Below are 22650 nucleotides of genomic sequence, written 5' to 3'. Positions count from 1 at the left end.
GAAAAGAAGAAACAAGGACACATGAGCGACAGTTCCACCCCCAGCCGCCAAAGCACCTTCAAGGCCCTCGCCCGCCTGCTGCCTTTCCTGAAGCCCTACCGCCGCCAGTTCGCGCTGGCCGGGATTGCCCTGCTGGTGGCCGCCGGCGCCACCCTGGCCATTCCCTACGCCTTCAAGCAGATGATCGACCACGGCTTCGGCGCCGCCGGCAGCGGCAGCATCGCCAACGTCAACGCCACCTTCCTGGCCCTGTTCGGCGTGGCCGCGGTGCTGGGCGTGGCCACCGCCGCGCGCTTCTACATGGTGTCCTGGCTGGGCGAGCGCGTCACCGCGGACATCCGCAACGCGGTCTACTCGCACGTGGTGCGGCAAAGCCCGGAATTCTTCGAGACCACCCGCAGCGGCGAAGTGCTGTCGCGCCTGACCACCGACACCACCCTGATCCAGAGCGTGGTCGGCACCAGCATCTCGCTGGCCCTGCGCAATACCCTGCTCTTCGTCGGCGGCCTGGCCATGCTGTTCGTGACCAGCGCCAAGCTGACTTCCATCATCCTCGGCCTGCTGGTGCTGGTGGTGGTGCCGATCGTGCTGTTCGGCCGCCGCGTGCGCAAGCTCTCGCGCGACTCGCAGGACCGCATCGCCGACGCTTCCGCCATGGCCGGCGAGATCCTCAACGCCATGCCGACCGTGCAGGCCTATACCGGCGAAGTCCGCGAGGCCCAGCGCTTCGGCAGCTCGGTCGAGCAGGCCTTCCAGACCGCGATGCGGCGCATTCGCGCGCGCTCGGTGCTGACCATGCTGGCCATCGTGCTGGTGTTCGGCGCCATCGTCTTCGTGCTGTGGCTGGGCGCGCATGCGGTGCTGGCCGGGACCATGACCGGCGGCGACCTCGGCCAGTTCATCCTCTACGCTTCCATCGTCTCGGGCGCGGTCGGCGCGCTGTCGGAAGTGATGGGCGAGGCCCAGCGCGCGGCCGGCGCCGCCGAGCGCCTGCTCGAACTGCTGGCGCTGCGCTCGAGCATCGCCAGCCCGCTGCATCCGAAGCCGCTGCCGCCGCGCCATGCCGGCGGCGCCTCGCTGCAACTGCAGGACGTCGGCTTCTCCTATCCCTCGCGTCCGGACCACGCCGCCCTGTCGCACCTGAACCTGGACATCCGGCCCGGCGAAACGGTGGCCGTGGTCGGCCCTTCCGGCGCCGGCAAGACCACCCTGTTCCAGCTGCTGCTGCGCTTCTACGACCCACAGTCGGGCGCGATCCTGCTGGACGGCGCCGACATCCGCGACCTCGACCTGCAGGTGCTGCGCGGCGCGATCGGCATCGTCCCGCAGGACACCGTCATCTTCTCGGCCGACGCCATGGAGAACATCCGCTACGGCCGTCCCGAGGCCAGCGACGCCGAGGTGATCGCAGCGGCGAAGATGGCGGCCGCCCACGAATTCATCGAACGCCTGCCGCAGGGCTATGCCTCCTACCTGGGCGAGCGCGGCGTGCGCCTGTCCGGCGGCCAGCGCCAGCGCATCGCCATTGCGCGCGCCCTGCTGAAGAATCCACCCCTGCTGCTGCTCGACGAAGCCACCAGCGCGCTGGATGCGGAATCGGAACGCCTGGTGCAGAGCGCGCTGGAAGCGGCGATGGTCGGCCGCACCACGCTGATCATTGCCCACCGCCTCGCCACCGTGCAGCGCGCCGATCGCATCATCGTGATGGAAGATGGCCGCATCGTTGAGACCGGCACCCATGCCTCGTTGGTGGCGCTGGGCGGGATCTATGCCAACCTGGCGGCGCTGCAGTTCCACCACGTGCACGCATAACAAAAACGCATGCCACCATAATAATCTGTTGCGCAAATACGTCGAACTAAGGGTTTCTCCGTAGTTGCCCTGTGGATACTTCCAGTATCATTCGGGAATTCACTTTGCATACCCGGATTTCATGAACAAGCCCATGTTCGACATCTCGCGCTGGTCAGTCGGCTCGAAGATCACCGTTTTGACTTTTGCCCTCGTCGGCCTGATCCTGGCCGCGCTGGTCACCACCATCAGCTGGACCACCTCCAACCTGCTGCACGAGCGCGCTGTGGTCAACGTCAAGGCAGGACTGCGCAGCGTGATGGCCACCGTCGAGATGTTCGACCGCGCCGTCTCCAGCGAGGCCGTCGCCTTCGGCAAGGTTTTCGCCGCTGGCTTCCCGGGCGAATTCAGCGTCGATACCGAGCATACTGTCGAGGTGGCGGGCAAGCAGGTGCCGGTGCTGAAAAGCGGCGACACCCAGCTCAATCTCGACTTCAGCGCGCCCGACCGCTTCACTCGCGAGACCGGCGGCAACGCCACCATCTTCGTGGCCAACGGCGAAGACTTTGTCCGCGTGAGCACCTCGGTGCGCAAGGAAAACGGCGACCGCGCCGTCGGCACGGTACTCGACCACGCCAGCCCCGCATACGCCGAGCTGAAGGCCGGCAAACCCTATGTCGGCCTGGTGACCCTGTTCGGCAAGCAAACCATCACCGAGTACAAGCCGGTAAAGGATGCAGGCGGCAAGGTCATTGCCGTGCTCTACGTCGGCATCGACATCAGCGCCGATTTGGCGCACCTGAAGGACAGCATCCGCAGCATGAAGGTCGGCGAAACCGGTTACTTCTACGTGTTGAACGCCGCGCCTGGCAAAAATTACGGCACCCTGATCGTTCACCCGAGCAAGGAAGGCAAGAGCATCCTCGACGACCGCGATGCCGCAGGCCGTGCCTACGTGCGCGATATTCTTGACTCGAAGGAAGGCCTGACCACCTACGCCATCCAGAACCCGGGCGACGCATCGGCGCGCTCGCGCGTTGTCGCCTATACGCTGTTCAAGGACTGGAACTGGCTAATTGCCGGCGGCACCTACGAAGACGAAATCGTCCAACAAGCCGTGGAACTGCGCAACCGCGCCATCCTGAGCGGACTGATTGCGCTGGCGATCTTCGCCGTCATCCTGAGCGCGGTCATGAAGCGCGCCGTCACCCGTCCGCTGGGCGCGGCCCGCGACGCCGCCGTGCGCATGGCCCAGGGCGACCTCACCGTCACGCTCGACGCCGGTCGCCGCGACGAGATCGGCCGCCTGGCCGCCGCCATGAACGAGATCGGCAAGGGCCTGTCGAACGTGGTCGGCCAGGTGCGAAGCGGCGCCGAGCAGATCCTCAACGCGTCCAACGAGATCTCTTCCGGTAACCTCGACCTCTCCGCCCGCACCGAGCAGCAGGCCGCGACCCTGGCCGTCACCGCCAACTCGATGCAGGACCTGACCGAGACCGTGCGCCAGAACGCCGGCGACGCCCACCAGGCGAACCAGCTGGCGGTCAACACCTCGATGGTCGCGCAGGAAGGCGGCCGCATGGTGAGCCAGGTGATCGAGCGCATGGAAGCGATCAAGCAGTCCTCGGGCCGCATCGCCGACATCATCGGCGTCATCGACGGCATCGCCTTCCAGACCAATATCCTGGCGCTGAATGCGGCCGTGGAAGCGGCGCGTGCCGGCGAACAGGGCCGCGGCTTTGCCGTCGTCGCCTCCGAAGTGCGCAACCTGGCGCAGCGCTCGGCCGCCGCGGCCAAGGAGATCAAAGCCCTGATCCAGGCCTCGGGCGCCGAAGTCGACGCCGGCAGCCGCCTGGTGCAGGAAGCCGGCACCACGATGGCCGAAGTGCTGGACAGCGCCGAACAGGTCACCGGCATCATGGGCCGCATCAGCGCCGCCAGCAGCGAGCAGACCGGCGGCATCGAGAACATCAACCGCGCGATCGGCGAAATGGACCAGGTCACCCAGCACAATGCGGCCCTGGTCGAGGAAGCCAGCGCCGCCGCCCAAGCCATGCAGGAACAGGCAGAGCAGCTGGCGCGCGCGGTCCGTTTGTTCAAGCTGGACGATGCGCAGATGGCCGCCGAGCCGTCCGCACGCCCTGCGCTGCCGCGTTACTGATCCTCAGCGGGGCCGCCCTTCACGGCCCCGCTTGTTCGGTGTAGAGTTGCGCCATGAGCGATACCGAACTGCTTGCCCGCTGCACCACCATCCTCCCCGGCCACCGCCCGCGCCGCCCGGCCGAGATGTTTTCCGCCATGGCCGCCTGGTGCGAGGCCAATGCCATCAGCCATGACGTCTACGGCGAAGGCGCCCTGATCCAGGACTTCGAACGCAAGGTGGCCGAGCTGCTCGGCTTCGAAGCGGCGGTGTTCTGCATCTCCGGCACCATGACCCAGGTGACCGCCCTGCGCCTGGCGGTGGCCGAGCGTGGCAAGGCCCCGGTGGCCCTGCACCCGACCTCGCATATCTTCGTCCACGAAGGCTCGAACTACCAGCTGCTGAACCACTTCGATGCGCTGTCGGTGGGCGACCGCCACCGTCCCTGGACGGCGGCCGACATCATCGGCATTCCGGACCGCCTCTCTGCCGTCAGCCTCGAGATCCCGATGCGCGAAATCGGCGGCCAGCTGTCCGACTGGGACGAGCTGCAGGCCATCAAGGCGCACTGCCGCGAACAGAACATCCACCTGCACATGGACGGCGCCCGCCTGTGGGAAGCGGCCGCCGGCTATGGCCGCCCGCTGGCCGAAATCGCGGCCGGCTTCGACTCGGTCTACGTGTCGCTGTACAAGGGCATCGGCGGCCTGGGCGGCGCCATGCTGCTCGGCTCGCGCGAATTCGTCGCCCGCGCCGCCAAATGGTTCGCGCGCCAGGGCGGCAAGCTGGTGCACCAGTCGCCTTACGTTGTGGCGGCGGCGATGCAGTTCGATGCGCGCCTGGCCAGCATGCCGGCCCTGTTCCGCCGCACGCAGTTCCTGTATGAGGTCTTGCGCGACCATCCCGTCATCAAGGTCAATCCGGCGGCGCCGCAGGCCAACATGCTGCACCTGCACCTGCCGGTGAGCCGCGAACGCGCGCTGGCGATCCGGCGCAAGCTGGCGGCGGAACACGGCATCTGGATCTTCCATCGCATCAATCACGGCGTGCTGCCGGACACCTCTTATTTCGAATGCTATGTCGGGGACAATCTGCTCGACACGCCGGATGGCCGGGTGCGCGAGGCGGTGGCATTGCTGGCGGCAGAACTGGCGGCAGCAATCGAGTAAAATGCCAGCTTGTTAACTGCTTTAGATTCACGATCCCGATGCGCCAATATTCAGACCTGATGCGCCATGTCCGCGACCATGGCGCGGTCAAGACCGACCGTACCGGCACCGGCACGCGTTCCGTGTTCGGCTACCAGATGCGCTTCAATTTGCAGGACGGCTTCCCGCTGGTGACCACCAAGAAGGTGCACCTGAAGTCCATCATCCATGAGCTGATCTGGTTCCTGGCCGGCTCCACCAACATCGCCTACCTGAAGGAACACGGGGTCTCGATCTGGGACGAATGGGCCGACGCCAACGGCGAACTGGGTCCGATCTACGGCTACCAGTGGCGCAGCTGGCCGGCGCCCAACGGCGGGCATATCGACCAGATCAGCCAGGTGCTCGACCAGATCAGGAACAATCCGGACTCGCGCCGCATGATCGTCTCGGCCTGGAACGTGGCCGACATCCCGCAGATGAAGCTGCCGCCCTGCCACGCCTTCTTCCAGTTCTATGTGGCCGACGGCAAGCTCTCCTGCCAGCTCTACCAGCGCAGCGCCGACATCTTCCTGGGCGTGCCCTTCAATATCGCCTCCTACGCCCTGCTGACCCACATGATGGCGCAGCAGGCCGGCCTGGAAGTGGGCGATTTCATCTGGACCGGCGGCGACTGCCACCTGTATTCGAACCACCTGGAACAGGTCGAGCTGCAGCTGTCGCGCGAGGAGCGCCCGCTGCCGCGGCTGTCTATCCGCCGCAAGCCGGATTCACTGTTCGACTACAAGTTCGAGGACTTCGACGTGGCCGGCTACGATCCGCATCCCGCCATCAAGGCGCCTGTGGCGGTATAAGACATGAGCAAGCAAATCACTTTGGTGGTCGCGATGGACGCCCAGCGCGGCATCGGCGTCGACAACCAGCTGCCCTGGCACCTGCCCGAAGACCTGGCCCACTTCAAGCGCGTCACCGTCGAGCGCCCCATCATCATGGGCCGCAAGACCTTCGACTCGATCGGCCGTCCGCTGCCCAAGCGCCGCAACATCGTCGTCACCCGCAACCGCGACTGGTCGCACGAGGGCGTCGAAGTGGCGGGCTCGCTCGAGGAAGCGGCCGCACTGGTGGGCGAGCAGGAAGCCAGCATCATCGGCGGCGCCCAGATCTTCAATGAAGCGATCGCCACCGCCGGCCGCCTGATCGTGACGCATATCGACGCCGTCTACCGCTGCGACACCTTCTTCCCGGAGATCGATCCGGCGGTATGGACGGTCACCGCGCGCGAAGAGCACGTCTCGAAGGATGGCGTGGCCTTCGCCTTCGTCAGCTACGAACGCATGTCGGCCCGATCGGCGCCCTGATGGCTGGCGGCGGCGCGGGGCGCTGAACGGCGCTCGCCGAATTCGCGGCGCAGCACGGCGTGGCGGTGCGCGAAGAAGCGCCCCACGAACCAGCCGACCACCGGCCCCGCCATGCGCGGCGTGAACTCGAGGCTGTCGACCACCAGCGCGCCGTCATCGACAGGCTCGATCACACGCTCGTGCCGCCACGACTTCATCGACAGCAGCGGCGACTGCTCGACGAAGCGGCGGCCCGGCTCCATCTCCACGAAAGTCAGGCGCGACAGGTCTACCGGCACCACGCCGAACAGCAGGAAGCGGCAATTCCCCAAGGGACTGCCGAGACTGTCCTGGCTTTGCGGGATGTGCTGCATCCCCTTCGGGAACTCGAGCTTCAGCACCGGCGCCATCTCCGTGTGCACGCCGCGCGCGGAGGTGCTCCAGGCCCAGAGTTCGGCGGCCGACCTCGGGAGCCTGCTCTCGAATCTGATGCGCACTGGGTTCATGCCGGCCTCCGCTGAGTAGACCGTGGCATTTTATCATTGCTTGGCCAGCAACAACGGTGCGCCGCCATTGGTCCAGTCTGGCTAAGCTAACAAAAAAAATTGCGCCGACATGCGGAAATTCTGCGAAAATCCGCTTCTATTTTTTTTCGGTGCCGTGCCCGGCCATCTCTACTTTGAGGGAGATGGGGTGCACGGCGCTTCGCTTTGGAGCTGTCCATGAAATTTCGATTCCCAATCGTCATCATTGACGAGGACTTCCGTTCCGAGAATACCTCGGGCCTCGGCATTCGCGCGCTGGCCGCCGCGATGGAAAGAGAAGGCATGGAAGTGCTGGGCCTGACGAGCTATGGCGACCTGTCCCAGTTCGCCCAGCAGCAGTCGCGCGCCTCGGCCTTCGTGCTGTCGATCGACGACGAGGAATTCGGCAGCGGCACCATCGAAGAGACCAACTTCGCACTAACCGCGCTGCGCGCCTTCGTGCAGGAGATCCGCCACAAGAACTCGGACATCCCGATCTACATCTACGGCGAGACCCGCACCAGCCGCCACATCCCGAACGACATCCTGAAGGAGCTGCACGGCTTCATCCACATGTTCGAGGACACCCCGGAATTCGTCGCGCGCCACATCATCCGCGAAGCGAAGGCCTACCTGGACAGCCTGGCGCCGCCCTTCTTCCGCGCCCTGGTCAACTACGCCAACGACGGTTCCTATTCCTGGCACTGTCCCGGCCACTCGGGCGGCGTCGCCTTCCTGAAGAGCCCCATCGGCCAGATGTTCCACCAGTTCTTCGGCGAGAACATGCTGCGCGCCGACGTCTGCAACGCGGTCGAGGAACTCGGCCAGCTGCTCGACCACACCGGCCCGGTGGCCAAGTCGGAGCGCAACGCCGCGCGCATCTACAACGCCGACCACTGCTACTTCGTCACCAACGGCACTTCGACCTCGAACAAGATGGTCTGGCACTCGACCGTGGCGCCGGGCGACATCGTCGTGGTCGACCGTAACTGCCACAAGTCGATCCTGCACTCGATCATCATGTGCGGCGCGATCCCCGTGTTCCTGATGCCGACCCGGAACAACCTCGGCATCATCGGCCCGATCCCGCTGGAAGAATTCACGCCCGAATCGATCGCCCGCAAGATCGAAGCGAACCCGTTCGCGCGCGAAGCCAAGAACAAGAAGCCGCGCATCCTCACCATCACGCAGTCGACCTACGACGGCGTGGTCTACAACGTCGAAACCCTGCGTGAAATGTTGGACGGGAAGATCGACACCCTCCACTTCGACGAAGCCTGGATCCCGCACGCGACCTTCCACGACTTCTACAAGAACATGCACGCGATCGGCCGCGACCGTCCGCGCGCCAAGGAGTCGATGATCTTCTCGACCCAGTCGACGCACAAGCTGCTGGCCGGCCTGTCGCAGGCCTCGCAGGTGCTGGTGCGCGAATCCGAGACCGTCAAGCTGGACCAGGACGCCTTCAACGAGGCCTACCTGATGCACACCTCGACCTCGCCGCAGTACTCGATCATCGCTTCCTGCGACGTCGCCGCGGCGATGATGGAAGCGCCGGGCGGCACCGCCCTGGTCGAAGAGTCGATCTACGAATCGCTGGACTTCCGCCGCGCGATGCAGAAGGTCGACGAAGAAATCGGCGACGACTGGTGGTTCAAGGTCTGGGGCCCGCAGGTCACCAGCGAAGAAGGCATCGGCACCCAGGCCGACTGGATGATCCACGCCGACCACACCTGGCACGGATTCGGCAAGCTGGCCGAAGGCTTCAACATGCTGGACCCGATCAAGGCCACCGTGGTGACCCCGGGCCTGGCGCTGGACGGCTCCTTCGACGATTCCGGCATCCCGGCCTCGATCGTGACCAAGTACCTGGCCGAGCACGGCGTGATCATCGAGAAGTGCGGCCTGTACTCCTTCTTCATCCTGTTCACGATCGGCATCACCAAGGGCCGCTGGAACACCCTGGTCACCGCCCTGCAGCAGTTCAAGGACGATTACGACCGCAACCAGCCGATGTGGCGCATCATGCCGGAATTCTGCGCGGCCAACCCGCGCTACGAATCCTGGGGCCTGCGCGACCTGTGCCAGCAGATCCACGACTTTTACAAGTCGCGCGACGTGGCGCGCCTGACCACCGAGATGTATTTGTCGGACATGATCCCGGCGATGAAGCCCTCGGACGCCTTCGCCAAGATGGCGCACCGCGAGATCGAGCGCGTCTCGATCGAGGAGCTCGAAGGCCGCATCACCGCGATCCTGCTGACGCCCTACCCGCCGGGCATCCCGCTGCTGATCCCGGGCGAGCGCTTCAACAAGACCATCGTCGACTACCTGCGCTTCGCGCGCGACTTCAACGAGCGCTTCCCGGGCTTCGAGACCGATGTGCACGGGCTGGTCAAGCGTGAGGTGGATGGGAAGCTGGGGTACTTCGTGGATTGCGTGAAGCAGGACTGAGCCAGTTTCAGCTAATCGAGAAGCCCGGAGCGATCCGGGCTTTTTTTCAGGAAGAACACGATGACATCACGCGCATTCGCCAGCTTGTGCCGCGCCCTCCTTGCTGCCATGGTCGCATTTGCGGCCAGCGCCGCCTCCGCCGCAGCGCTCGATTGCAAGAACGCCATGAGTACGCCCGACATGAACGAGTGCGCGGCGATCGAACTGAAGGGCGTCGAAGCGAAACTCAACGAGGTCTACCGGCAGACACTCAAGACTCTGGATGCCGAGGGCAAGGAAAGCGTCGAAGCAAAGCAGAAACTGATTACGGCGCAACGAGCCTGGGTCAAGTTCCGTGAAGCCGACTGCGCCGCCGTCTACCAGCGCAACGCCGGCGGCACCATCCGTACCCTCATGCATATCGGCTGCATGCAGGGACATGCAGAGACACGCATGAAAGCCCTTAAGGAGTTTGTGGAGCCTGACTGAGCACTACCCTGCATTGCCGGGGGCTCAATTCATCGAATGCAGCCCGATCATATTGCCCTCAGTATCCTTGACCAAGGCGATATGGCCGTACTTCCCGATCGAGAACTTGGGCTTGACCACGCTGCCGCCACCCTCCGCTGCGCGCGCCGCCTCGGCCGCGCAATCCTCGCACTTGAAGTAGATGATCACGCCCTGACCGCTCGGCTCAAAGCCCGGCATCCGGACCAGGGCGCCGGTCGCGCCGTAGTTGTCCCCCGCCATCGGGAAACCCCACATCTCGATATCCGGCGTATCGAGGCGTTCCAGCTTCACCTGGAACACCCCGGTGTAGAACGCGCACGCGCGCTCCATGTCCTGCACGTAGATCTCGAACCAGTCGACAGGGTTCTGCATGCCATTCTCCTTCAGGCTGCGTGGTGGATTTCCACGATAGTCCATCGCGCCGGAACTTGCAATGCCATGAAAAAAGGAGGCCGCAGCCTCCTTTCAAAGTGATACACCCTGGGCGGCATGCCGCCCGAATCCGTATCAAGTCTTCGGCAAGGTCACCCCATGCTGACCCTGGTACTTGCCGCCACGGTCCTTGTACGAAGTCTCGCACACCTCATCGCTCTCGAAGAACAGCACCTGCGCGCAACCCTCGCCCGCGTAGATCTTGGCCGGCAGCGGTGTCGTGTTCGAGAACTCCAGGGTCACATAGCCCTCCCACTCCGGCTCGAAAGGCGTCACGTTGACGATGATGCCGCAGCGCGCATAGGTCGATTTGCCCAGGCAGACCGTCAGCACATTGCGCGGGATGCGGAAGTACTCGATGGTGCGGGCCAGTGCGAAGGAGTTCGGCGGGATGATGCAGACGTCGCTTTTCACGTCGACGAAGGAGTTCGAATCGAAGTTCTTCGGGTCGACGATGGTGCTGTTGATGTTCGTGAACACCTTGAATTCGTCGGCGCAGCGGATGTCGTAGCCGTAGGACGAGGTGCCCCAGGAGATGATCTTGCGGCCTTCGCTCTCTCGCACCTGCTTGGCCGAGAAAGGTTCGATCATGCCGTGTTCTTCCGCCATCCGGCGGATCCATTTGTCGCTTTTGATTGCCATCGCAGGGCTTCCCGGTGAATAAATATTAACCTGGGATTTTACGCGAAAGCCTTGCGCTGGTCACCTTCGGCGAGCACCGGCAGCAGCCGCCCTATCATCTCGCGCGTCAGCTGCGCCGTCAGCCGGGGCAACTCCATCGGGTACAAATGCGTCCCTTCGATCATGACCAGATTCTCGCCGACCAGCTTGCGGGTCGAGGCCATGCCGGCCTGGCGCAGTTCTTCCGAACGGGTGCCGGCGACGAAGCCGATCGGCAGCGGGTAAGGCTTGCGCAGCACGGCGTTCATGTCATGCGGCAGGCTGCTGTAGATGGCCGCTTCGACCTCGCGGTCGAAACGCAGCTGCACGCCTTCCGGATGCGGGGCCAGGCCGTGGTCCAGGTAATCGTCGAGCGCGCCCGGCGCCCAGGCCTGGAAGATCAGTTTCGAGATGAAGTGCTCGTAGGCCGCCGCGCGCGAGGGCCAGACATTCCGGCGGCGCTCCGCGATCCCGCCCGGCGACAGCTTGCGGCCCAGGCCCAGCGCCTTCGCGAGTCGCCAGACATGGGCGCGCCAGCCCGCCACCACCGGCGAATCCAGCATCACCACGCAGCGCGCCAGGTCCGGACGGCGCCACGCGGCCAGCATGCCGACCGCGCCGCCGAGCGAGTGGCCGACCAGGATCGCCGGCTCGTCGTAGCGTTCGAGCTGGGCAATCAATTCGTCGATCAGCGCATGCCAGTTGTCGTCCACCGGCCAGCGCGGATCGTGGCCGAGCATGTCGGTGGTGCGCACGTCGAAGTCGCGGCCCAGCTCCTCGAGCAGGCGCCCGTAGGAGCCGGACGGATAGCTGTTCCCGTGCGTGAAATGCAGCAGAGGCTTGTTCATGGCGCCCATTGTAAGGCCTTCGCCATGAACCCGATCCAGCTTTAGAGTGAAACCCCTACTACCAAAGTCACGGTGTAACCGGTGCTCGCATTACCGCTCACGCTGCCCATCTGCAGCGAGGTGCCGTCGCTGAACACGTTGTCGGTGGCATAGCTCATCGAGGCCAGGTTGCGCGAGCTCGCCGCGTACGCCGTGTTCGCATAGACCTCGTTCAGCGTCGCCATCGGGAAGGTGAACTGCGAAGTCTTGATGCGCCCGGCCGCGCTGGCCGCATTGGCCAGGCTCGGGAACACCTCGAAGTGCACGTGCGGCATGCGGCCCGCGTAGCAGCCGGGGAAGATGGTCGTGAACGTCACGTAGCCATCGGCGTCGGCCGCCTGTACGCCGCGCAGGTAGTTCTCCTTCGTCAGGCCGCTGGCGTACATCGAGTAGTTGCCGTCACGGTCGCAGTGCCACAGGTAGACGGTGGCGCCGGCGATGGCCGCGCAGCTTGCGCCCACGTTCACCAGCTGCAGCCTGATGGTCAGCGGGATGCCCTGCGCGGTTGCGCTGCCCGGCGAAACGCTGGTGCGGATGTCGCTGCGCACGATGCCGGACAGGGCCAGCGCATTGGCCACGCCGCTGCCGTTGCTGTTGGTGCCGTCGCCGGGGTAAGGGCCACTGGTCTCCTCGGGGATGACCGCGCAGCTGTTACTGGTGCTGCCGGTCGACCCGGTGCTGCCGGTGCTGCCGCTGGCAGTGGCGCTGGTATCGACGCTGGCGACCGTGCCGCCGCCGCAGCTGGCCAGGGGCAGCGCCGCCATTCCGCCCAGCAGCCAGCGCAGCGACTGGCGGCGGCTGGCCGCGATCTCCAGCAGGGGTTCGAGGTCCTCGGCGAGTCCGTCGCGATGGTGATCCATTTCTTGTTCCTCCATGGCTTACGGACGTTCTTGCGGCGCTTGCGGGCGGCGCTGGTGCAGCTGTTCGCGCTGCTCCGGCGTCAGCACGGCCAGCACCTGCGCATGCAGGCGCGCTTCGAGCAGGGTCTCCGCGGCGATGGCCTGGCCGAGCTCGCGCGAGGCAGCGCCGGCCCTGGCTTCGTCGAACTGGGCGGCGTCGCGCAGGGCGCGCAGGGCGTCGTGCGCATGGCGGATCGCCTTTTCCTGCTGGCGGCGCTGGGGCGCGGCGGCGTGCTCGATCGCGAACAGCTTGTCCTGCTGGGCTTCGCTCAGTTTCAGGTGGCCGAAGTGGTGGCCGAAAGCCGGACCGCCGGGGCCGCGGCCTTCGAAGCCGGGGCCGGGGCCGTGACGCGGACCGTCTTCCGGTCCGCGTCCTTCCGGTCCGCGGCCGCCAGGGCCATTGCGCGGGCCCTGGTCGGCAGCGTGATCGCCATCCGCCGGCGGCGCCTCGGCCTGGCCGGCGGCGAAGGTGGAGGCGCAGCAGGCCGCAAGCAGTGCGGCCGCCAACGATTTACGTACCGTTTTCATGTTCGACATCCTTGTGTGGTTGAGATGCCGCATTCTCGTGCCCGGCGCTGTAAAGTGGCGTTAAATGCTTGTAAAACCGGGTAAAGACGGGCACCTGAAGCGCCAGTCCCCATCCCCATTTGCTAAGATGCGAACATGACTCAAGTGCTGTTAATCGACGACGATACCGAACTGGTAGGGATGTTCACCGAGTACCTGGAACAGGAAGGCTTTCGCGTGGCCTGCGCCCATGACGGCGAGACCGGCGCGCGCGAAGCCCTCAGCGGCCAGTACGCGATCGCCATCCTCGACGTGATGATGCCGCGTATGAACGGTATCGAGACCCTGCGCCGCATCCGCGCCGCCAGCCGTATCCCGGTGCTGATGCTGACCGGCCGCGGCGACGACGCCGACCGCATTCTCGGCCTCGAACTTGGCGCGGACGACTACGTGACCAAGCCCTGCACCCCGCGCGAGATGACCGCCCGCGTGCGCGCCATCCTGCGCCGCACGCAAGGCGCGAGCAGCGAGGGCCCCGGCATCACGCTCACGGTCGGCAAGCTGACCATGCTGCCCGAGCAGCGCCGCGCGACCTGGGACGGCACCCCGCTGGAACTGACCAGCACCGAATTCAACCTGCTCGAAGTCCTGGCCCGCAACGCCGGCCGCCCGGTCAGCAAGAACGACCTGTCCGAACAGGGACTGGGCCGCCCGCTGGCGCGCTTCGACCGCAACATCGACGTCCACCTCAGCAGCCTGCGGCACAAGCTCGGCACCCTGTCGGACGGCCGCTCCTGCCTGCAGACCGTCTACCGTCTCGGCTACCAACTGATCCGCGAGTAAAGATGGGCCGACTGTTCTGGAAGTTCTTCCTGTCGATCCTGCTCGCCCAGGTGGCGGCCACCATCGGCATCGGCGGCACGCTCTGGCTGCGCGACCAGGCGCGCCACCGCAATACCGAACCCACCCTCGATCTCGGTCCGCCGGCCGTGATCATGCTGGACGCCGCCGCGGCGACGCTCAAGCACGGTGGCGTCGACGCCCTGCGCGAACTGGCCGCGACCACGCGCCGCGTGCACCTCTACGTATTGGACGACCAGGACCACGAACTGCTCGGGCGCACGGTGCCGCCCAAATTGCGCGAGGAAGTCGCGCGCAAGCTCATCGACGGTACCCAGACCCACGCCGTGGCCCGCCTGACCGCGCCGGACGGCCGGCGCTATCTCGCCTTCGCCTCGCGCGAACCGGGTCCACGCCCGGACGACCAGCGCGGGCCTGGCTTCGCGCCGGACGGCAAGCCTGCGCCGGCCGGCGGCAATTATGCGGACCCGGCGCACGGCGCAAGGGCCAGCCTGGATGGCGCGGCGCCTGGCAGCTCGGTCGCGTCCAGGTTCGAGCGGGCGCACGGCCCCTATCCGGGCGTGGGTCCCGGCCCCGGCGGCCCGGGCGGTCCCGGCGGCTTGTTCGGCCTGCCGCCGGAATTCGGCCGTCACGTCGGCCGCTGGTTGCCGATCGCCGCCGCGACCATGGCCAGCTTCCTGTTCGCCGCCCTCCTCGCCTGGTATTTCTCGCGGCCGATCCGCGCCCTGCGCGGCGCCTTCGAAGCCGCCGCCGCCGGCGACCTCGCGCCCAAGTTCGGCGAGGCCAAGATGGCAGTCGCGGGCGACGAACTGGCCGAACTGGGCCACGACTTCGACCGCATGAGCGCCCAGCTGCGCACCCTGATGGAAGGCCAGCGCCGCCTGCTGCACGACGTCTCGCACGAATTGCGCTCGCCGCTGGCGCGACTGCAGGCTGCGATCGGCCTGGCGCACCAGCAGCCGGACAAGATCCAGGCCTCGCTCGAACGCATCGAACGCGAAAGCGTACGCATGGACCGCCTGGTCGGCGAGTTGCTGACGCTGTCGCGCCTCGAAGCCGCCAGCGTGCCGCCGGCGATGGAAGCGGTGGACCTGGTCGAGATGATCGACCAGATCGCCGACGACGCCCGCTTCGAAGCCGGCGCCCGCATCGACGTCGACGCCCCGGTCCCGGTGACGGTCATGGGCGCGCCCGACCTGCTGTGGAGCGCGGTCGAGAACATCGTGCGCAACGCCGTCAAGCACGGCGGCGCCGCCGGCGCGGTGGACGTCGCCCTGCACCCCGAGGACGGCCTGGTCCACATCGAAGTGCTGGACCGCGGCCCCGGCATCGCCGAGGAACACCTGGGCGAGATCTTCGAACCCTTCTTCCGCTCGAACCCGACGCAGAACAACGTCGACGGCCATGGACTCGGGCTGGCGATCGCCAAGCGGGTGGTCGAGACGCATGGCGGGCGGATCACGGCGGCGAACCGCGCCGGGGGTGGCTTGCGGGTGACGATTACCTTGCCGCGCGAAGCCTGATCTATTGCTTCGGCTCCGGCGCCGCGCTCCAGTAGCGCGCGTGCTGGCGCCTGTAGGCCTGTGCTTCGACTTTCGCGTCGAACGCCAGCGTGAGCGCACCCAGTTCGTCGGTTCGCAGGCGTTCGATCCCGAGCTGGCCGTAACGCTCGTAGACCTCTTTCTTGGGATGCTTGTAGCGGTTGCGCCAGCCGACCTGGAACACGCTCACGCTGGGGTGGACCGCCTGCAGGAAGGCTTGGGTCGACGAGGTGCCGCTGCCGTGGTGCGGCGCCAGCAGGACGTCGGCGCGCAGGCCGTCCGCACCGCTTGCAACCAGCGCCGCTTCCTGGGCCGCTTCGATGTCGCCAGCCAGCAGGATGGCAGTGCGGCCATTGGTGATCCGCAGCGTGCAGCTGCGCGCATTCGGCCTCGGCTTCGGGTCCGCATAGCTGGCGGCGGCCGGATGCAGCATCTCGAAGCGCACGCCGTCCCACTCCCAACGCTGGCCGGCCGCGCAGTGCAGATGGCGCGGCGCCGCGCGCGCGACCGCGTGGCTGGCCAGCAGTGAGGACGCCAGCCAGCCGACCTTCACCTCGCCCAGCACGGCCAGCGCGCCGCCGGTGTGATCGGCGTCGCTGTGGCTGACCACCATGCCGTCGAGTTCCGCGATCCCGCGCATGCGCAAATACGGCAGCAGCACGCGGCTGCCCGAATCCGCGCCGGGCGCGTAGCCCGGACCGGTGTCGTACAGCAGGCGGTGGCCGGCGGTTTCGACCAGCAGCGCCATGCCCTGGCCGACGTCGAAGGCGATTACGCGAAAGCGCCCTGGCTCCGGATGCTCGGGCATCTGCAGCAGCAGGGGCAGCCAGGCCGCCGCGCCGGCCCAGCGATGCGGCCAGCCGCGCGGCATCAGCATCCACATGGTGCCGCCCAGCGCCAGCAGGAAGACCCAGGCCTGCGGCGCCGGCGCGCGCCAGACCGCGGCCGGCATCTGTGCAAGCTGCCCGAGCACCACCGCCAGTCCTTCGACGACGGCATGCGCCGCCAGCAGCAGCCAGCCGCCAAGCGGCGCCGGCGACAGGCTGCCCAGCAGCGCCAGCGGCGTCACGATAAAGCTCACCAGCGGAATCGCGATGGCATTGGCCAGCGGGCTGACCAGCGAGACCTGGCCGAACAACAGCATCGTCAGCGGCACCAGCCCGAGCGTCACCGACCACTGCGTGCGGCCTGCCGTCTTCAGGTTCGCCTTGAATCCGGTCTCGCGCGGGGCGATGCGTCCGTGGCCGCCGAACAGGATCACGGCGACCGCGCCGAAGGACAGCCAGAAGCCGGGCCACAGCACGGCCCAGGGGTCGAGCAGCACGACCACGCCAAGGGCCAGGCACAGCACGTGCGTGACGCTAGCCAGCCTGCCGAACCACAGCGCCAGCGCGACCACCACCAGCATGTAGAGCGTACGCTGCGCCGGCACGCCGAAGCCGGCCAGCAGCACGTACAGCAGCGCGGCCGCCGCGCCCGTCAAGGCAGCGACCTTCTGCGCGGGCAGCCGCAGCGGCAACTGGGCGCCGGTGAAGAAGGAGCGCCGCCACAGGCCGGACATCGCCAGCGCGGCGAGTCCCGCGATCATCGTGATGTGGAGGCCCGAGATCGAGATCAGGTGGCCGATACCGGTGCGATTGAAGACCTGCCAGTCCGCCTGATCGATGCCGCGCTGGTCGCCGATCACCAGCGCGACGATCACGCCGGCGTACTGCCTGTCCGGCAGCGCTGCCTGGATCCGGTCGCGCAGCACGGCGCGGGCCCGCTCGATCAGGGTTCCGGCGCGCGGCACGAAGGCGTCCAGCTGCGCATTTCCGCTGTCCACGCGCACATAGCCGGTGGCGCGCACGCCCTGCTCCAGCAGCCAGGCCTCGTAGTCGAAGCCGCCCGGGTTGGCGTTGCCGTGCGGGCGCTGCAGGCGCACCGTCAGGCGCCAGCGTTCGCCGGGTTTCAAGCTGTCGGGCAGCTTGCCGGGGCTGCTGCCGCGGTCGGCGTACCAGGACAGGGCTATTCTGGACGGGACTGTCGTTCCGGGTGTTTCGGTGCGCTCGACCAGCAGGTTGAAGCGCAGGCCTTGCTCGAAGTGGTATGGGAGGCTGTCGACGATGCCGACTACTGTGAGGTCGCGGCCTTCGTCGGCAGGGGCGAGTTGGGATACGAGGGCATGGTGGGCCATCAGGGCGGCCCAGGTGTAGCCGAGGAGTGTGCCGGCGCAGGCAGTAAGGCAAGCTGTGCTCCAGACCCGCTTCACGATGCCTACCAACGCGATGCAAGCGATCGCACATCCCACGCAGACGCACATGACCGGCGCCGTCGGTAGTACGGCGACGCTTTGCAGCGCCAGCACGCCAGCGGTGAAGGCCAGAATGGCGCAGCGCATCGAGTGCGTCGGTCAGAGTTTGTTTGGCGCGGTTGTGGCGACCGCTTTGAGTCGCCCTGGATCGTTAGAGTGCTGCAGAGAACCTGGCTCGGGGTCGCGCAACCGAATGCTGGAGGCGATACTGTCCCACAGAGCTAATAGAGCGTCTTGGTGCAGGCTCGCGTTGACTGGCTTTCCTCCTGCCTGTTGGCTCATCCCAGCATGAAGCTCGATCGATAGAAAGGGGCGAAGTGGATCACTTACTATTCCTCTCGCTTCCCATATGAAGGAATACGTCGTCGCGAGGTTCAGTTCGAGAAAGCTTTCGAGCGCCTCCTCGCCCTCCAGGCCATCAATACTTCGCTTCTTGAGACGAATTTTCGTAACCCGCAGGCGTTCGCTAAAGCCGGCGCTGGAGTCTGTTTCGGCAACACGGCGGAATAAACTGGGTTCGGCACCACCGCCAGGCAGACTAAATAAGGTCATCTTTATATCCGCATGGTTCGGGAGACCAATTTGCAGCGCGAAATGTTCGGCTTCGCGTATTGGAAGTGGCTCCGAGAAGAATGCACGCTCAATACAAAAACCGGGCTCGGACGGAATCTCGTCCTCACCACGTAGGCGTAGTCGCGTCAGGAGTGTTTCGGCCAATCTTGCCCTGTCCTCGTCCGCATACTTCGCAGAGAGCGTGAAACTCTGCTTTCCAATATGCGCATGGACCTCGACTGACGAGAACTGGTCTTTGACCCGGCGACCAGCTTCCATTAAATAACCGGCATTGTGTCCAAAGATCATCGTACGTCCGATCATTCCCGGTATGCGTAGATCGCGAACTATCGCCAATCCGTTTGAATCATCGGACATTCGGCCCGATGTTGCGATTTCAGCCTCGCGCGCTGCAATACGCGTCCGAAATGTCGCCTCGTCCTCCTCACGCGTTTGAATCTCGAAACCCGCCAGCCGCTCACTGGTCAGCGTCACATCGGCGTCCGCTGGCACATCGACGAGATAGCGTCCAACGCAAGCTGTCTTCTTCTTTGCCATCATCGCGGCAACTTCCGATCGATGCCGCGCGCTGCGGATCTCGCTGGCAGCCCAAGTTGCCACACCTGAAAAAACGAACACGAGAATAACGAGATGTGGCCATCTGCCCATTTTTTTGTTTTTCATAAGATCGCCTGACTACGCGCCTTGTTCAGATGCTGATCGTCACACCAATTCGGGAGGCTCGTTAATCGACAATCGATCGGATGTCGGCAGCACCGTTTGCGCCGCCACCGACGCTTCGGCATGCCGCACTAGTTGCCACATGCTCCGCCGCTGAATCACTTCGGGACCGGCCGACTTGGCGAAGACACCGGCAGGGACCTGGAAGGTCGCTACCGGCATCAAACTACCTTGGGCGAACCAGCGCGTACCGTCGAGCGCATGCGATTCCTCGCATCTCCACCAGCCACTTGCGAGACAAACCTCGCCGGTACGTACATGGCTTCCGAGCGGCACCGCGCGCACCTCCATCGCAGCAGATGCCGCACCTGCGGCCGGTGCGACGGCCGGTGCCAAGGCAACCGTGATCGCGGTACGCGGGCGCAGCCGCTTATCGACCAGGGTCCAGGCTGTGAGCTCCGGACTCTCGACGCTTGGCTGGATGCGTTTCAGCTTCTGCCAGATCGTCTGGCGCGGCAGCAGCAATGCCTGGGGCATGCGCTCGCCCTGACGAATGAACTGCACCGCACCGCCATGCACGCTCCTACCTTCACCTCCGGTATTGCAGCGCCACCAGCCGGACTGTGGGCAGATTTCCCCGGCATTCGCCACCGCGCCCAGCTTCGGACCCGAGGGTTCGGGCGGCGCCGATGGCGTAGGCGGCGGTCCGCTTTTTCGTAGCCGGATGCTGGAAGCAATGCTATCCCACAAAGCGAGCAAGGCGTCTTCATGAAGGCTTGTATCGACTGGCTTGCCGCCTGCCCGTTCACCAATGCCGGTCTGAAGTTCAAGGGAGAGATAGGGTTGCAGCGGGTCTACTGCTATTCCTCGCGTCTCCCAGTTGAAACCGTAAGTGGTCGCAAAGTTGAATTCGCGTACCCGCTCCAATACTTCCTCCCCCTCCAATCCATTGATGTTCCGTTTACCGGCCCGTAACTTGGTCACGCGCAGAAGCTCTTCGGCGCTGGCACTTGCATCGACGTCCGCAGTCCGGGAAAGGATGCCGGATCCCGATTTGGCGCCGGCGATACTGAAAAGCGCCAAGGCTACGTCCGGGTGGCCAGGCAAGGCAAGATGCATGACCATGTGTTCGTTATTGTGGTTCGGGAGCGGTTCAGCAAAGACGGCACCCGACACGCAGAAGCCTGGAACCGTAGGGATTTCGTCCTTATCCCGGACCTGAATACGCGACAGCAGCAGCTCGGATAGTTTAACGTCGGCGTCATCGCCATATTGCATGGCGAGTGCAACGCTTAGTCCAGCCACATGTGCATGCGTCTCGATCGATGCGTACTCCGATGTCACCCTTCGATCGCCCTCAGACCCATGGCTGCGGGTGCGCCCAAATATCAGGGTACGTCCGATCATGTGCGGAACACGTAACTCGCGCGTCTCGATCACTCCGGCAGAAGCGCTCCCGCCGCCGCCCTTGAGCTCGGTTTCGCGTGCAGCGAGCCGTTCCCGGAATTTCGCCTCATCCTCCTCGCGTGTGCTGATCTCGAAACCGCTGAGCATTCCCCCAGAAAGGCTTACTTCCGCCTGGGCCGGTACGTCGACCAGGTAACGCCCGACGCATACCGTCTTCAAGTTTTCGGTCATTTTTGCCACCTCGGATCTGTCCCGCATACTGCGGACGTGGCCGGCTGCCCAGCTTCCAGCGCAGGCAAGGGCTGCCAGCAGGACGACGAGTTCCCGCCATCCGCCTTTTCTTACTCGTGTCATGGCAATTTTTGCGTTAACTTGACGACGAGGTGTTGGGTCAGCAGCAGTACAGCTTCGTTATTGAAGACATCCTGGTGGTCCACGCCGCGAATTTCGAATAACTGCCGCACTTTCCCCCGCGGTCCGGCACCGGATTGGAGTGGCACCGTGCCATCGCCGCCAATGTCCTGCCGGGCAGGCACGAATTCCAGAGCGGTCTTGGCTTCCACTTTGACCCGGCGGCCAACAGTCTCTCGATACCCCATCAGTGCCGCCTTGCGCAGGTTCGCTTCGGTGAACACTGCCCCTGCCCCGGGCTCTCGTGCTACCCACCGCACGGCGCCGAACGACATGTGCGCCGAATCCGCGCCGTAAAAGGCGTAAGTATTCGGGTGGTAATACGTGCCCAGAACGTCACGGTGAAACTTTTCTGCATTATCGACAGCGATCCGAACGGCGTGCGCGAGCCTGCGCTGATCGCCACCATATTTCCGCGCCGGATCGACCAGTTGCAAATCAATAAGCCGATACCAGGACTGCGTGTCGCGGTATAAGTCGTAAGGATTACCAACCGGAAGATGAACTAAATCACGTGGTACATCCTTGTTGTTAACCCGGCTGACCATGCACACATGCAGCCAAGGTTGCGGATAGAGGTGGTTCGGCAACAACTGCAGTGGACCGGGAGCGGTAGCCATCACCGGCATGGTTTGTTCCGGCTTTCCGCCCAGGATGTCTGCGGTAAAATCGGCTTTGAGATTGGCAGTGGTGTCGTTGCTTGGACTCCAGCGCTCCGTGCCGCAGGCAATCCGTCGATAGCAGACTGGGGCACCCAATGCCGGCATTACACCGTGAATGACGCCCAGAATTTGATCGGGAATCTGTTTGGCGCAAGCTCGTGCCACCAGTCCACCCATCGAATGCGTCACGAGAATCACTTTATTGCATTCGCGCTTTAGTTTCTTCCAGTGCGCGATCGTACTTTCGATACGCTGCCGCAGCCTTGCGGCGGAATCTTCACAAGATTCCAGCCAGTTGTAGCCGCACACATACACGGGGTAATAGTAGCCCGCGTGCTTTTCCAGCTCACTCTGCGTGATTTTCTCGATGCTGCGAACACCCCACTTTGCCGGGTCGCAGGCCATTACTTCTTTCCAGTGCCGGCAGACGACAGGCGAGTCATCGAGCGGGTCCAGTTCAAAGGTGTGATTCAATCCAACGTGAAGCCCGTAGAGAAGTCCGCCATAAGAGTCCCAGTGAACCTCACCCCAGTAGCGATCACGGACTTCCTTCTCCAACATGCCGTAATTCCTGGCTTCCAAAGGCAAGCTGATGTCGCCACGATCGTCGACCTCGAGTTTTCCGGCATTCAGGAGCTTCTGCCGCGTAACAGGATCCCGCTTCTTCCAGATGCGGGCTGCGTTAATCCCGGCGATCGACCCATTCGGCGGCCGCCAGGCCTCCTCGTTCGGCTTGAGGGCCCCGTCCGCAAGCTTTGCCGGATCGCCAACCGCCCGCAAATTCGTCCCCATAATCCCCGGCACCACAATCACCGGCACCACCTTCGACGGCGGCATCGTAAACAAGCCACGGGTCTTCAAGGCCGTCGGCGTGAGCACCGTACGCCCGGTCCAGCTGCCATCCGGCTGCGGGACGAGGTTCGGCAAGGGTCGGGTAGGATCAGCCATTTGCGGCGCTCCGTGTTCGTTGTATG

At 65.0% G+C, this 22650-nt stretch carries 19 protein-coding genes; 9 read left to right on the top strand and 10 right to left on the bottom strand.

What is annotated here, in order from left to right:
• The first annotated feature begins 21 nt into the window (after positions 1–21).
• The 5 genes from LQV39_RS07230 (at position 22) to LQV39_RS07210 (ending at position 6437) form a co-directional block, all read left to right on the top strand.
• A complete protein-coding gene (locus tag LQV39_RS07230) occupies positions 22–1812 on the top strand; it encodes an ABC transporter transmembrane domain-containing protein (protein ID WP_230022487.1) in 1791 nt (596 codons plus the stop codon).
• A 121-nt stretch (positions 1813–1933) separates the two neighbouring features.
• On the top strand, positions 1934–3952 hold the full coding sequence (locus LQV39_RS07225) for a methyl-accepting chemotaxis protein (RefSeq protein ID WP_230022484.1): 2019 nt from the start codon (positions 1934–1936) through the stop codon (positions 3950–3952).
• 53 nt (positions 3953–4005) lie between these two features.
• Entirely contained in the window at positions 4006–5100 is a 1095-nt protein-coding gene (locus LQV39_RS07220; RefSeq protein ID WP_230022481.1) for a low specificity L-threonine aldolase, read from the top strand.
• A gap of 38 nt (positions 5101–5138) precedes the next feature.
• Entirely contained in the window at positions 5139–5933 is a 795-nt protein-coding gene (locus tag LQV39_RS07215; RefSeq protein ID WP_230022478.1) for a thymidylate synthase, read from the top strand.
• A gap of 3 nt (positions 5934–5936) precedes the next feature.
• The gene (locus LQV39_RS07210; RefSeq protein WP_230022476.1) at positions 5937–6437 is read left to right on the top strand and encodes a dihydrofolate reductase; all 501 of its coding nucleotides are present in this window, start codon (positions 5937–5939) and stop codon (positions 6435–6437) included.
• On the opposite strand, the gene LQV39_RS07205 is transcribed toward LQV39_RS07210, so the two are convergent.
• A complete protein-coding gene (locus LQV39_RS07205; RefSeq protein ID WP_230022474.1) occupies positions 6404–6922 on the bottom strand; it encodes a hypothetical protein in 519 nt (172 codons plus the stop codon). The genes LQV39_RS07210 and LQV39_RS07205 overlap by 34 nt on opposite strands.
• Before the next feature lie 216 nt (positions 6923–7138).
• Between LQV39_RS07205 and LQV39_RS07200 the strand changes: the two genes are divergently transcribed.
• Both LQV39_RS07200 and LQV39_RS07195 read left to right on the top strand, forming a co-directional pair.
• Positions 7139–9394, top strand: coding sequence for an arginine/lysine/ornithine decarboxylase (locus tag LQV39_RS07200; RefSeq protein WP_230022471.1), 2256 nt, complete (start codon positions 7139–7141; stop codon positions 9392–9394).
• Positions 9395–9454: 60 nt separating this feature from the next.
• On the top strand, positions 9455–9862 hold the full coding sequence (locus LQV39_RS07195; RefSeq protein ID WP_230022468.1) for a lysozyme inhibitor LprI family protein: 408 nt from the start codon (positions 9455–9457) through the stop codon (positions 9860–9862).
• A gap of 24 nt (positions 9863–9886) precedes the next feature.
• Here the strand turns inward: LQV39_RS07195 and LQV39_RS07190 are convergent, their stop codons facing one another.
• The 5 genes from LQV39_RS07190 to LQV39_RS07170 all read right to left on the bottom strand — a co-directional run bounded on the left by LQV39_RS07190 (position 9887) and on the right by LQV39_RS07170 (position 13289).
• A complete protein-coding gene (locus LQV39_RS07190) occupies positions 9887–10255 on the bottom strand; it encodes a VOC family protein (RefSeq protein WP_230022465.1) in 369 nt (122 codons plus the stop codon).
• Positions 10256–10390: 135 nt separating this feature from the next.
• Positions 10391–10957 carry a dCTP deaminase gene (dcd, locus tag LQV39_RS07185; protein ID WP_230022462.1) on the bottom strand — a complete coding sequence of 189 codons (567 nt, stop codon included), beginning with the start codon at positions 10955–10957 and terminating at the stop codon, positions 10391–10393.
• 38 nt (positions 10958–10995) lie between these two features.
• Positions 10996–11823, bottom strand: a complete 828-nt coding sequence (locus tag LQV39_RS07180; RefSeq protein WP_230022459.1) for an alpha/beta fold hydrolase — start codon at positions 11821–11823, stop codon at positions 10996–10998.
• A 41-nt stretch (positions 11824–11864) separates the two neighbouring features.
• The gene (locus LQV39_RS07175) at positions 11865–12722 is read right to left on the bottom strand and encodes an intradiol ring-cleavage dioxygenase (RefSeq protein ID WP_230022450.1); all 858 of its coding nucleotides are present in this window, start codon (positions 12720–12722) and stop codon (positions 11865–11867) included.
• Positions 12723–12740: 18 nt separating this feature from the next.
• Positions 12741–13289, bottom strand: coding sequence for a Spy/CpxP family protein refolding chaperone (locus LQV39_RS07170; protein ID WP_230022447.1), 549 nt, complete (start codon positions 13287–13289; stop codon positions 12741–12743).
• 135 nt (positions 13290–13424) lie between these two features.
• On the opposite strand from LQV39_RS07170, the gene LQV39_RS07165 reads away from it, so the two are divergent.
• Both LQV39_RS07165 and LQV39_RS07160 read left to right on the top strand, forming a co-directional pair.
• Positions 13425–14111 (top strand): response regulator transcription factor, encoded by a 687-nt coding sequence (locus tag LQV39_RS07165; protein ID WP_230022444.1) that lies wholly within the window; start codon positions 13425–13427, stop codon positions 14109–14111.
• Positions 14112–14113: 2 nt separating this feature from the next.
• Positions 14114–15652, top strand: coding sequence for a cell wall metabolism sensor histidine kinase WalK (locus LQV39_RS07160; protein ID WP_230022441.1), 1539 nt, complete (start codon positions 14114–14116; stop codon positions 15650–15652).
• 1 nt (position 15653) lies between these two features.
• On the opposite strand, the gene LQV39_RS07155 is transcribed toward LQV39_RS07160, so the two are convergent.
• The 4 genes from LQV39_RS07155 to LQV39_RS07140 form a co-directional block, all read right to left on the bottom strand.
• Positions 15654–18050 (bottom strand): DNA internalization-related competence protein ComEC/Rec2, encoded by a 2397-nt coding sequence (locus LQV39_RS07155; protein WP_230022438.1) that lies wholly within the window; start codon positions 18048–18050, stop codon positions 15654–15656.
• Between the two features lie 12 nt (positions 18051–18062).
• Positions 18063–19199 (bottom strand): T6SS immunity protein Tli4 family protein, encoded by a 1137-nt coding sequence (locus LQV39_RS07150; RefSeq protein WP_230022434.1) that lies wholly within the window; start codon positions 19197–19199, stop codon positions 18063–18065.
• A 39-nt stretch (positions 19200–19238) separates the two neighbouring features.
• Positions 19239–20834 carry a T6SS immunity protein Tli4 family protein gene (locus LQV39_RS07145; protein ID WP_230022430.1) on the bottom strand — a complete coding sequence of 532 codons (1596 nt, stop codon included), beginning with the start codon at positions 20832–20834 and terminating at the stop codon, positions 19239–19241.
• Between the two features lie 119 nt (positions 20835–20953).
• Positions 20954–22624 carry a triacylglycerol lipase gene (locus LQV39_RS07140; RefSeq protein WP_230022427.1) on the bottom strand — a complete coding sequence of 557 codons (1671 nt, stop codon included), beginning with the start codon at positions 22622–22624 and terminating at the stop codon, positions 20954–20956.
• Between the last annotated feature and the right edge of the window lie 26 nt (positions 22625–22650).

This window comes from Massilia sp. Bi118, assembly GCF_918697865.1.
Lineage (GTDB): Bacteria > Pseudomonadota > Gammaproteobacteria > Burkholderiales > Burkholderiaceae_D > Telluria.
This window is presented reverse-complemented; position numbering and strand designations above follow the sequence as displayed.

Excerpts from the sequence above, each read along its gene's own strand:
- LQV39_RS07150 (WP_230022434.1), bottom strand. The coding sequence starts at position 19,199 with ATGAAAAACAAAAAAATGGGCAGATGGCCACATCTCGTTATTCTCGTG.
- LQV39_RS07230 (WP_230022487.1), top strand. The coding sequence starts at position 22 with ATGAGCGACAGTTCCACCCCCAGCCGCCAAAGCACCTTCAAGGCCCTC.
- LQV39_RS07140 (WP_230022427.1), bottom strand. The coding sequence starts at position 22,624 with ATGGCTGATCCTACCCGACCCTTGCCGAACCTCGTCCCGCAGCCGGAT.
- LQV39_RS07180 (WP_230022459.1), bottom strand. The coding sequence starts at position 11,823 with ATGAACAAGCCTCTGCTGCATTTCACGCACGGGAACAGCTATCCGTCC.
- LQV39_RS07145 (WP_230022430.1), bottom strand. The coding sequence starts at position 20,834 with ATGACCGAAAACTTGAAGACGGTATGCGTCGGGCGTTACCTGGTCGAC.
- LQV39_RS07210 (WP_230022476.1), top strand. The coding sequence starts at position 5,937 with ATGAGCAAGCAAATCACTTTGGTGGTCGCGATGGACGCCCAGCGCGGC.
- LQV39_RS07205 (WP_230022474.1), bottom strand. The coding sequence starts at position 6,922 with ATGAACCCAGTGCGCATCAGATTCGAGAGCAGGCTCCCGAGGTCGGCC.
- LQV39_RS07165 (WP_230022444.1), top strand. The coding sequence starts at position 13,425 with ATGACTCAAGTGCTGTTAATCGACGACGATACCGAACTGGTAGGGATG.
- LQV39_RS07190 (WP_230022465.1), bottom strand. The coding sequence starts at position 10,255 with ATGCAGAACCCTGTCGACTGGTTCGAGATCTACGTGCAGGACATGGAG.
- dcd (WP_230022462.1), bottom strand. The coding sequence starts at position 10,957 with ATGGCAATCAAAAGCGACAAATGGATCCGCCGGATGGCGGAAGAACAC.
- LQV39_RS07195 (WP_230022468.1), top strand. The coding sequence starts at position 9,455 with ATGACATCACGCGCATTCGCCAGCTTGTGCCGCGCCCTCCTTGCTGCC.
- LQV39_RS07160 (WP_230022441.1), top strand. The coding sequence starts at position 14,114 with ATGGGCCGACTGTTCTGGAAGTTCTTCCTGTCGATCCTGCTCGCCCAG.
- LQV39_RS07175 (WP_230022450.1), bottom strand. The coding sequence starts at position 12,722 with ATGGATCACCATCGCGACGGACTCGCCGAGGACCTCGAACCCCTGCTG.
- LQV39_RS07215 (WP_230022478.1), top strand. The coding sequence starts at position 5,139 with ATGCGCCAATATTCAGACCTGATGCGCCATGTCCGCGACCATGGCGCG.
- LQV39_RS07225 (WP_230022484.1), top strand. The coding sequence starts at position 1,934 with ATGAACAAGCCCATGTTCGACATCTCGCGCTGGTCAGTCGGCTCGAAG.
- LQV39_RS07200 (WP_230022471.1), top strand. The coding sequence starts at position 7,139 with ATGAAATTTCGATTCCCAATCGTCATCATTGACGAGGACTTCCGTTCC.
- LQV39_RS07220 (WP_230022481.1), top strand. The coding sequence starts at position 4,006 with ATGAGCGATACCGAACTGCTTGCCCGCTGCACCACCATCCTCCCCGGC.
- LQV39_RS07170 (WP_230022447.1), bottom strand. The coding sequence starts at position 13,289 with ATGAAAACGGTACGTAAATCGTTGGCGGCCGCACTGCTTGCGGCCTGC.
- LQV39_RS07155 (WP_230022438.1), bottom strand. The coding sequence starts at position 18,050 with ATGCGCTGCGCCATTCTGGCCTTCACCGCTGGCGTGCTGGCGCTGCAA.